Origin of the sequence: Microbacterium sp., from assembly GCF_035556355.1 — a bacterium.
GTDB lineage: Bacteria > Actinomycetota > Actinomycetes > Actinomycetales > Microbacteriaceae > Microbacterium.
Window position 1 is genome coordinate 1 of the sequence record NZ_DATMFG010000050.1, and the last position, 9,513, is coordinate 9,513.

Annotated in this window: 9 protein-coding genes; 5 read left to right on the forward strand and 4 right to left on the reverse strand. The window is 70.3% G+C overall.

Annotated elements, in window-relative coordinates:
- The coding region (gene dinB / locus VNR19_RS14315; protein WP_325727888.1) for a DNA polymerase IV at window positions 1-786 on the reverse strand (786 nt) is incomplete at its 3' end.
- A 72-nt stretch (window positions 787-858) separates the two neighbouring features.
- Window positions 859-1,302 carry a nuclear transport factor 2 family protein gene (locus VNR19_RS14320; RefSeq protein ID WP_325727890.1) on the reverse strand — a complete coding sequence of 148 codons (444 nt, stop codon included), beginning with the start codon at window positions 1,300-1,302 and terminating at the stop codon, window positions 859-861.
- A 42-nt stretch (window positions 1,303-1,344) separates the two neighbouring features.
- On the opposite strand from VNR19_RS14320, the gene VNR19_RS14325 reads away from it, so the two are divergent.
- Complete coding sequence (locus VNR19_RS14325; protein WP_325727891.1) at window positions 1,345-1,830, forward strand: MarR family winged helix-turn-helix transcriptional regulator; 486 nt, start codon at window positions 1,345-1,347, stop codon at window positions 1,828-1,830.
- Here the strand turns inward: VNR19_RS14325 and VNR19_RS14330 are convergent, their stop codons facing one another.
- Complete coding sequence (locus tag VNR19_RS14330; protein WP_491715945.1) at window positions 1,831-3,735, reverse strand: phosphoenolpyruvate carboxykinase (GTP); 1,905 nt, start codon at window positions 3,733-3,735, stop codon at window positions 1,831-1,833.
- Between the two features lie 92 nt (window positions 3,736-3,827).
- On the opposite strand from VNR19_RS14330, the gene VNR19_RS14335 reads away from it, so the two are divergent.
- The 4 genes from VNR19_RS14335 (at window position 3,828) to VNR19_RS14350 (ending at window position 7,497) form a co-directional block, all read left to right on the forward strand.
- A complete protein-coding gene (locus VNR19_RS14335) occupies window positions 3,828-4,379 on the forward strand; it encodes a helix-turn-helix domain-containing protein (protein ID WP_325727894.1) in 552 nt (183 codons plus the stop codon).
- Complete coding sequence (locus VNR19_RS14340; RefSeq protein WP_325727897.1) at window positions 4,376-5,062, forward strand: hypothetical protein; 687 nt, start codon at window positions 4,376-4,378, stop codon at window positions 5,060-5,062. The genes VNR19_RS14335 and VNR19_RS14340 overlap by 4 nt, the downstream gene beginning before the upstream one ends.
- A gap of 83 nt (window positions 5,063-5,145) precedes the next feature.
- Window positions 5,146-5,967: an IclR family transcriptional regulator gene (locus VNR19_RS14345; RefSeq protein ID WP_325727899.1), complete on the forward strand. Its 822-nt coding sequence runs from the start codon at window positions 5,146-5,148 to the stop codon at window positions 5,965-5,967.
- A gap of 63 nt (window positions 5,968-6,030) precedes the next feature.
- Complete coding sequence (locus VNR19_RS14350) at window positions 6,031-7,497, forward strand: ArnT family glycosyltransferase (protein ID WP_325727901.1); 1,467 nt, start codon at window positions 6,031-6,033, stop codon at window positions 7,495-7,497.
- A gap of 127 nt (window positions 7,498-7,624) precedes the next feature.
- Here VNR19_RS14350 and VNR19_RS14355 read toward each other — a convergent pair whose 3' ends face one another.
- Window positions 7,625-9,241: an AMP-binding protein gene (locus VNR19_RS14355; RefSeq protein WP_325727903.1), complete on the reverse strand. Its 1,617-nt coding sequence runs from the start codon at window positions 9,239-9,241 to the stop codon at window positions 7,625-7,627.
- Window positions 9,242-9,513: the final 272 nt, after the last annotated feature.

Below are 9,513 nucleotides of genomic sequence, written 5' to 3' on the forward strand. Positions count from 1 at the left end.
GAGGAAGAGGTCCAGCTCCTCAGGTGTGCGCGGACGGCTGCGCAGCGCGCGCTGCGAGCCGATGGAGCCGCGGCGCCGCGTCGTGTCGACGGGACGTGGATCGCGCAGGCGGGCGAGCGCGTGAAGGTGGGCGCCGGCCGCCTTCCCCAAGAGGCGCTCGGTGGTCGCGGCCTCCAGATCGGCGAGCTGACCGACCGTGCGGATGCCGAGACGGTGCAGCTTCTCGGCCGTGACCGCGCCCACGCCCCACAGCCGCTCCACCGGAAGGGGGAGCAGGAACGCCTGCTCCTGCTCGGGCTCGACCACGAGCAGGCCGTCCGGCTTGCTGACCGCGCTCGCCACCTTCGCGAGGAACTTGGTGCGGGCGACGCCGACGGAGATCGCCAGTCCGACCTCGGCTCGCACCCGCTGGCGCAGGCGCACCGCGATCTGCTCGGGCGTGCCCGCGATGCGCCGCAGGCCCCCCACCTCGAGGAACGCCTCGTCGATCGAGAGCCCCTCGACGTACGGCGTCGTGTCGCGGAAGATCTCGTACACGGCCTTGCTGGCGGCCGAGTACGCCTCCATGCGGGGCGGGACGACAACGGCGTCCGGGCACAGCTCTCGCGCCCGTCTGCCGCCCATCGCGGTGCGCACGCCGCGGGCCTTCGCCTCGTAGCTGGCGGCCAGCACGACGCCGCCGCCGACGATGACGGGCCGCCCGCGGAGCTCGGGCTCGTCGCGCTGCTCGACCGAGGCGTAGAAGGCGTCGAGGTCGGCATGCAGCACGGTCGCCTCGCCCCGCATCCGTCCCCTCCTGCCGATCCGCTTGTGCGGATCGTCGCACCTACCGGGGACACGGCGGCGCTGTCGGCGGACTCACGCCGATGCGGTCGCGAACGGCTCGTAGCAGTCGAACGTCTCGTGGTGCACGATCGCGCCGTCGCGCACGGTGAGCATGGCAGCGACGTGGGCGACGAGCTCCTGACCTTCGTGGAACGGACCGACGGATGCCCCGATCACCCCGCGCCATGTCGCCCGCGCCGCCGCGCGGTCGCCGTCGACGATGACGTCGTGCACCGTGAACTCCTGCTCGCGCAACAGGGCTTTGCCGCGGCTGAATCCCTCGAGCGTCTGCGCCAGGTCGCGCATCGCACCGGCGGGCACGAGGGCGTTGGGGTGTTCGACGATCTCGACGTCGGGCGCGAGCACGGCCCGCAGGTCCTCCTCGCTGGAGGAGAGGTCCGACACGATCCGGTAGTAGCGGCGCACGACCTCTTCGACGTCGGCGCGCTTGTGCAGCATCCGTTCTGTGGTGGCCATGTGGCCAGTATTGCACAACCATAGTTGTGTAAACTGGGGACCATGGCGACGGATGCCCCCACCTCGGCGCGAGACCTCGACGCCGCCACCCTTCTGTCGCTCGCCGGGTCGCTCGCGGAGCGGTCGGTGATCGAGGCGGTGCGCGCTCGCGGCTACCACGTGACGCGCGCGCACGGGTACGTGTTCCAGCGTCTGCTGGCGGGGGATCAGACGATCACGGCGCTCGCGGCCGACCTGCGCATCACGCAGCAGGGGGCGTCCAAGCACGTGGCCGAGTTGGAGCGGCTCGGGCTCGTGTCGCGACGTGTGTCGCCCGATGATCGACGGGCGAAGATCGTGGGACTGACGGATGCCGGTCGCGAGGTCATCGACACCGCGAGGCGCGCCCGCGCTCAGTTCGAGGAGCGCGTTCGCGCGGTCATCGGCGACGACCTTCTCGCGGCGACCCGACGCGCACTCGCGCTGCTGCTCGACGACGCCGGCACGTCGGCGCACATCCCCGATCGGAGCATCCCGCTCGACGAGTGATCACGTCGGGTCGTAGTTCAGCTCCCACTGCTTCGGCGAGCGCCACAGCGCGCTCGTCGTGAGCGACCGGATCATCTCCATCTCCTTGGGCAGGCGCGTGTAGAGCTTCATGAACAGCTCCTCGACGTCGAGCAGCTCGGCTGTCCAGTCGCGGCGGTTGATCGCCATGCAGGCGAAGAAGTCCTCCTCCGAGAAGTCCAGGCCGTCCCAGTCGATGTCCTCGTAGCGGGGCATCCACCCGAGGGGACTCTCGATCGCCATCGCCTTGCCGCGGGATCGGGCGACGATCCACTGCAGGATGCGCATGTTCTCGCCGAAACCCGGCCACAGGAAGTTGCCGTCGGCGTCGCGGCGGAACCAGTTGACCTCGAAGATGCGCGGCGCATTGCGCACCTTCCGCCCGAGTGCGAGCCAATGGTTGATGTAGTCGCCCATGTGGTAGCCCGCGAACGGCAGCATCGCGAACGGGTCGCGGCGCACCACGCCCTGCTTCCCGAATGCGGCGGCGGTCGTCTCGGATCCCATCGTGGCGGCCATGTACACGCCGAACGCCCAGTTGAAGCTCTGCACCACGAGCGGGATGGTGCCCGCGCGGCGGCCGCCGAAGATGAAGGCGCGCAGCGGCACGCCCTGGGGGTCGTCCCAGGCTTCGTCGAGTGCGGGGTTGAGCGTCGCGGGCGACGTGAAGCGGGAGTTCGGATGCGCCGCCTTCGTGCCCGACTCGGGCGTCCAGTCGTTCCCCTGCCAGTCGATCGCGTGCGCGGGCGGCGGACCGTCCATGCCCTCCCACCAGACGTCTCCGTCGTCGGTGAGGGCGACATTCGTGAAGATGGTGTCCGAGCGCATCGACTCCATCGCGTTCGGGTTCGTCGAGTACGACGTGCCGGGCGCAACGCCGAAGTACCCCGCCTCGGGATTGATCGCCACGAGCGTGCCGTCCTCACGGGGCTTGATCCACGCGATGTCGTCGCCGACCGTCGTGACCTTCCACCCCTTCTCGGCGATCGCCTTCGGGGGGACGAGCATCGCGAAGTTCGTCTTGCCGCACGCACTCGGGAATGCCGCCGCGACATACGTCTTCTCGCCCTCGGGGTCGGTCACGCCCAGGATGAGCATGTGCTCGGCGAGCCATCCGTCGTCACGCGCCATCGTCGACGCGATGCGCAGGGCGAGGCATTTCTTGCCGAGCAGGGCGTTCCCGCCGTATCCGGAGCCGTACGACCAGATCTCGCGGGTCTCGGGGAAGTGCGCGATGTACTTCTCGTCCGGGTTGCACGGCCACGGCACATCCGCTTCGCCCTCCTTCAACGGAGCGCCGACGGTGTGCATGCACGGCACGAACTCGCCGTCCGTTCCGAGCGCTTCGGCAGCCGCGCGTCCCATGCGGGTCATGATCTTCATGCTCACCACGACGTAGGGCGAGTCGGTGATCTGCACGCCGAGCTGCGCGATGGGCGAGCCGATCGGGCCCATGCTGAACGGGACCACGTACATCGTGCGGCCGGCCATCGACCCGCTGAAGAGGTCGCGCAGGATCCCCTTCATCTTCTTCGGCTCCATCCAGTTGTTGGTGGGGCCCGCGTCCTCCTCGCTGCGCGCACAGATGAAGGTGCGCTCCTCCACGCGCGCGACATCGCTCGCGTCGCTTCGGGCGAGGAAGCTCCGCGGCCGCTTCTCGGGGTTGAGCCGGATGAACGTCCCCGCTTGGACGAGCTCTTCGCACAGGCGGTCGTACTCCTCATCCGACCCGTCGCACCAGTGGATGTCGGCGGGTGTGCAGAGTTCGGCCATCTTCTGCACCCATTCGACGAGCTCGGGATGCGTGACCCAGTCCGGTGTGCTCATGCTTCGAGCATGCCTCGCGACCCGGGCGTGCACCAGGCGCTTGACTGGACAGTGGGACACGTGACGGTTCCCGAGGCGGTGGCTGCGACGCTGGGTCTCGAATAGTCCCGCGTGCGCGCGGTTGGTTATCGAGTCTGATAACATTCCAAACTATGGGAACAAACGAGCGCGCACCGGACGTGCTGCTGCATCCGCAGCGTCTCGCGATCGTGCGGGCGCTGGCGGGCGTGCAGCTCACGACGAGGGAGCTCGCCGAACGGGTGAGCGACATCCCGCAGGCCACGCTGTACCGCCACCTCGGGCTTCTCCTGGACGCGGGGATCATCACTGTCGTCTCGGAGCGGAAGGTTCGGGGCACCGCTGAGCGCACGTACGCGCTCGGCCCGCAGGCGATCCTCTCGCAGGAGGCGTTCGAGCAGGCCATGCCCGAAGACCACTTCCGATACTTCGCGACGTACATCGGCGGTCTGCTCGACGAGTTCGGCCGGTACCTGCAGCGGCCGACCGTGGACCTCGCGAAGGACGGCGTCGGCTATCGCGAGGTCGTGCTCAACCTCACCGACGACGAGCTCCGAGACCTGCTGACGGAGATCCGCGCGGCGATCGCCGCGCGCGCCGACAACGACCTGACACCCGACCGAACACCCCGCTTGCTCTCGACCGTGACGATGCCGGTCGACCGAAAGACAGGAGATCCCGTATGACCGCCGTCCTCGCTCCGCAGCGGCAGGCAGCCCGCATCCGTCTCACGGCGCTCGTCCTCGTGCCCGCGCCGATCGTCGCGCTCGCGGTGATGCTCGCCGTCACCGGCGCGCCCGTGCTGTGGCCGATGCTCATCGGCGCCGGCGGATGGCTCGCCGCCCTCGTGCTTCGGCAGCCGATCGCACTGATCGCGAGCCGTCGTCTGAGCCAGGAGGCGACGGCGCGTCTCGTCGGCTGGTTCTCGGGGCCTGCGGAGGAGATCGTGCGGGTCATCCTCGTGCTGCTGACCGTCCACGCGGTGCAGGAGGCGGCGTGGTTCGGCTACGGCTGGGCGACCATCGAAGTCGTCATCATCGCCGTGAACGTCCTCGCGATCGCCGGGCTCATGACCAAGGACGACCCGAAGTCCGTCGAGGCGCGGGAGCTCCTCGAGTCGCAGGGCATGCTCAAGACGCAGAACCCGCTGTGGTCGCTGCTCGAGCGCCTGAGCGCGACAGCACTGCACCTCGGCTTCACGCTGCTGCTGTTCGCGCAGCCGTGGCTCGTGCTCGCCACGATCCCGGCGCACTCGCTCACCAACATGCTCGCGGTGAAGTTCGGCAAGACGCACCTCGTCCTGACCGAGTTCGGCCTCGCGCTCGCCGGTGCGCTCGTGCTCGCGCTCGGCATCCTCGCCGTCGCCTGACGCGCCGGCCCGGGCGTATCGGTCACGTTCGCTCGGCCATCCGCACGCGCCGCCCACCCTTTCCGCTGGGCGATAATCGACGGGTGGCCGAGCGAATCGACGACGATGCTCCCGAGGTCGAGGAGACCGCGGATGCGGCATCCGAGCTGCCCAAGTCGGTCATCGACCGCGCGTTCCTGATCCTCGGCACGTTCCAGGGCGGCCGGGTGCGCCAGTCGCTCTCCGACATCAGCCGCCGCACGGGTCTGCCGATCGCGACGTGCTATCGGATCGTGCAGCGCCTCGCGGAGTGGGGCGCCCTCGAGCGCGACGGCGAGAGCCGCTACCGCATCGGTCTGCGACTGTGGGAGGTCGCGTCGCTCGCACCGCGGTCGGTCGGGCTGCAGCGCCTCGCGCGGCCGTTCATGCAGGACCTCTACGAGACCACCGGCTACGCGTCGCACCTCGCGATCCGCGAGGGCACCGAGCTCGTGTCGATCGACCGGTTCCAGAGCCCGCGGCGACGCGTGCGGCGACCGCTCGTCGGCGGGCGGTATCCGCTGCACGCGACGGCGATCGGTCAGGTGCTGCTCGCGCACGCACCGGAAGACATCCGCGAAGAGGTGCTGAGCGGCCCGCTCGAGGCGTTCACGACGAACACCTACACCCGTCGCGAAGACCTCGAGAAGGCGCTCGACGACATCCGCCGCCAGGGCTTCGCGGTGAGCGATCGGCAGGTCGACCTCATCCACATCGGCGTCGCCGCACCGGTGTGGGGCCCCGAAGGACACGTCGTCGCCGCCGTGTCGCTCGCGCTCACCGAGGCCGATGTCGACGGCAAGAACATGGTGCACCTCGTGCGCATCACCGCGAACGGCATCTCGCGCGTGCTGCGCGAGGCGGGTTACGTGGACGCGGCCGGCTGACACGGATGCCGCATCCGCCGCCTGAGGGATGAGAGCGTCCGCGCGTCCCGATAGCGTGGCGTCGTGACCGCCCTGGACGAGCCGCGAACCGTCACGCGACCGCGCCTGGCCGCCGCCCCCGTCGTCGGGGCCATGATGGCGCTCGCGGGCGTGCTCGCCCTCACGTCGTCGCAGTACGGGTACCACCGCGACGAGCTGTACTTCCGCATGCTCGCGCCGGCGTGGGGCTACACCGACCAGCCGCCTCTGACACCGCTGATCGCGCGTGCGTCGATCGCGCTGTTCGGCGACTCGGTGATCGCACTGCGCGTGTTCCCGCTGCTGTTCGCCGTGGCATCCGTCCTCCTCCTCGCGCTCATCGCGCGCGAAGTCGGCGGTGGGCGTCTCGCGCAGGCGCTCACCGCGTGGGGCATGGCCGGGGCGACGCTCACGCTCATGTTCGGCCACCTGCTCCTGACCGCGAGCCTCGACCTCGTCGTGTGGCCGGCCGCCCTGCTGTTCGCGATCCGGGCGGTGCTGCGCGACGACGGGCGGTGGTGGCTCGCGGCGGGCGCGGTCGTCGGCGCGAGCACGTTCAACAAGCTGCTCATCGTGATCCTCATGGTGGGGATCGCCGCAGGGCTCGCGATCTTCGGCCCGCGGCGCTGGTTCGCGTCGGGCCGGCTGTGGGGCGGCGTCGCGATCGCGGGGCTGCTCGCCCTGCCGAACGCCGTCTATCAGATCACGCATGGGTGGCCGCAGCTCGCGATGGGCGCGGCCCTGAGCGAGAACAACGCCGACGAGGTGCGCATCCTCATGTGGCCCATGCTGATCCTGCTCGTGGGTCCCGTGCTGGCGGTCTTCTGGGTGAGCGCCATCGTCGGCATCTTCCGCCGACCGGCGTGGCGACCCCTGCGGTTCCTCGTGGCGACCTTCGTCGTCGTGGTGGTGTTCGTCTTCGTCGCCGGCGCGCAGTTCTACTACACCGCCGGGGTGCTCGCCGTCCTCACCGCGATCGGTTCTGTCCTCGTGGCGGAGTGGTGTCGCACGGGTGCGCGGCGCATCCTCGTCTTCACGCTGCTGGCGGTGAATGCGCTCACGTGCGCCGTGGCGGCGCTGCCCGTCCTGCCCGTGCGCGTCGCGGGCGAGGTCGGGGTGGCGTCGATCAACTCGGCCGCCGCCGACCAGGTGGGGTGGGAGCGGTACACCGAACAGGTGACGGATGCCGCGGCATCCGTCGACGCGATCATCACGTCGAACTACGGCGAGGCCGGTGCGCTCGACCGGTTCGGCGTCGACCTGCCGCCCGTGTACAGCGGCCACAACGCGCTCGCCGACCTCGGGCCGCCACCCGACGATGTCGAGACCGTGCTCTTCGTCGGGGGGCAGGGTCGGTGGGCGGACCGGATCTTCGAGCGCTGCGACGTCGTCGGCACGCTCGACAACGGCGTCGGTGTCGACAACGAGGAGGAGGGGGTGCCCCTCACGGTGTGCTCGGGTCCCGAGGGCTCCTGGGACGAGCTGTGGGAGCGGATCCGGCACCTCGATTGAGCTCGCGTGCCAACGCGCCCGTCACCGCGCGAGGGGATCCCGCGAGACGAGGGGATCGTGGCCGCACAAGCCCTCGTCTCGCGAGAGGCCCTCGTCTCGCGAGAGGCCCTCGTCTCGCAGCCGGCCCTCAACCGGCTGCCGTGAGCCTCGCGCGGCGCTCGAGCTCGGCCGCGGCATCCGCCTTCACCTTCTCGAGCACCACCTTGCCGGTGGGGGAGCGCTCGAGGCTCGGCCGCACGAACACGTGCCGCGGCTTCTTGTAGCCGGCGAGGCGCTCGTCGACGAACGCGAGCAGCGCGGGCACGTCGATCTCGGCGCCGGCGGATGGCGCGATCATCGCCGACACCACCTCGCCGAAGCGGCGGTCGGGCAGGCCGAACACGACGGCGTCGTCGACATCCGGATGCGCCAGCAGCACCTCCTCGACCTCGGCGGGGAACACCTTCTCACCGCCCGTGTTGACCACCGCCGCGAGCCGGCCGAGCAGCTCGATCGTGCCGTCGCCGCGCGCGCGGGCCCAATCGCCCGGGATGACGTAGCGGCGGCCGCGGATCTCGCGGAACGTCTTCGCGGTCTTCTCGGGGTCGCGATAGTAGCCGCGCGGGAGGATGCCCCGGTACGCGAGCAGTCCGAGGGCGCCGGGCTCGACGGTGATCTCCTCGAACTCCTCATCGAGGAGCACCGCGTCGGGCGTCAGCACGAACCGGGCGGGGAGGTCGTCGGCGTGCCGCGTGATGCCGAACGCGAAGGGGCCGCCCTCGCTCGACGCGAGCAGATCGACGATCTGCAGGTCGCCGAGCGCGTGGAGCCTGCGCTTGACGTCGTCGCTGAACCGCATGCCCGAGCTGAGGACGGAATCGACGTGAGGGAGCCCCGCCTCGCGCTCGGCGACCTCGACGAGGGGGAGCGCGACGGCGTCGCCCGCGACGATGAGGCGCGTCGCCTTCACGTCCATCGCGAGACGATACGCGGCCTCGACGTCGAGGCTCGGCTGGGGCAGCAGGGCGATCGTGCCGCCGAGGGCGAGCGTGCCCATCGTGGTGGACTGGGCCGTTCCGTGCAGGAGCGGGCTCAGCGGGAGGGTCGTAACCCGCGGGGTGGCCGGGTCGATCGCGATCGCCACCGCCTCGTCGAGGCTCTCGGGCGGCGTGACGCCGATGATGCCCCACGTCGACTGCCGGCGCGCGGCGAGCAGCGTGTCGAGGTCCCACACGACCGCCTTGGGCGCGCCCGTCGTGCCGCCCGTGTACAGGCGCAGGTCGGCACCGCGCGGCGCCCGCTCGGGAAGCTCGCCGCCGGCCGCGATGATGTCGGCGTAGCGCGTCGCCCCGGGCAGCTCGTCGCCGCCGTCGTCGACGGTGATGACCTCGATGTCGAGACCCTCCGCGGCTTCGGCCCCGAGCGCGCCGAGCGAAGTCGGAACGACGAGCACGCGCGCATCCGAGTCGATGAGCAGAGCCCGCACCTCGGAGGCGCGGTACCGGTAGTTGATCGCCACGGGCGCGACGCCGACGGCGAGGCAGCCCCACATGACGGTCAGGTGCTCGGGACGGTTGTACAGCAGCAGGGCGACCGCATCGTGCGGGCGCAGCCTCGTCACCTCGGTGAGATGGCGTGCGATCGCCCCGGATTCGCGGGCGAACTCCGCCCACGTGAGCCGGCGATCGCGCGTGACGATCGCGGGCCGGTCGGGTGCGGTCTGCGCGATCCCCCGCCAGAGGTCGCTGTAGTGCGGAACCGTCATGCATTCGCTCCTTCGCGGGCTGCCTGTGCGGACTGGGGGCCGGTGTCGCTCCAGCCTCCGGGATCTTCTCGCGGAGCGGGCTGGGCGGGAACGGATTTTTTCGCATGGTGAAATCCGGATGCATCCGTCCGCCGGGCCCATGGCAGATTGATCCGCGCCACCACGGGAACCGCGATGAAGGGTATTCGAATGGTTCAAGAACTCCTGCTCGACCCGACGGGAATGGACGAGCGCGACGCCGACTCGACACTCTCGCCGCGTCCGGCGAGCCT